The following is a 209-nucleotide window of genomic DNA, read 5'->3' as shown; positions in this document are numbered from 1 at the left end:
CCCGACAGCGTGTCATTGCCCACACCGCCCTGGATCAGGTTGTCCAAGGCATTGCCCACACCGGTGAAGTTGCCGGTGCCGGTGTAGGTGAGCGTTTCCACATTCGCCGACAGGCTGTAGCTGGAAAGGCTGGTGCGCACCTCGTCGCTGCCTTCACCGGCCAGTTCCGTCACCACATCGCCAGCATCGTCCACGATGTAGACGTCGTT

General features: G+C 61.7%; 1 protein-coding gene. It reads right to left on the bottom strand.

Annotated elements, in window-relative coordinates; genetic code table 11:
* Positions 1 to 209: hypothetical protein (locus EJ903_RS26830; protein WP_425455529.1), on the bottom strand; the 209-nt coding region annotated here is incomplete at both ends.

Source organism: Azospirillum griseum (assembly GCF_003966125.1).
In the GTDB taxonomy this organism is placed as follows: Bacteria; Pseudomonadota; Alphaproteobacteria; order Azospirillales; family Azospirillaceae; genus Azospirillum; species Azospirillum griseum.
The sequence above is the reverse complement of the archived record's forward strand: the minus strand, read 5'-3'. Positions and strand labels throughout refer to the sequence as shown.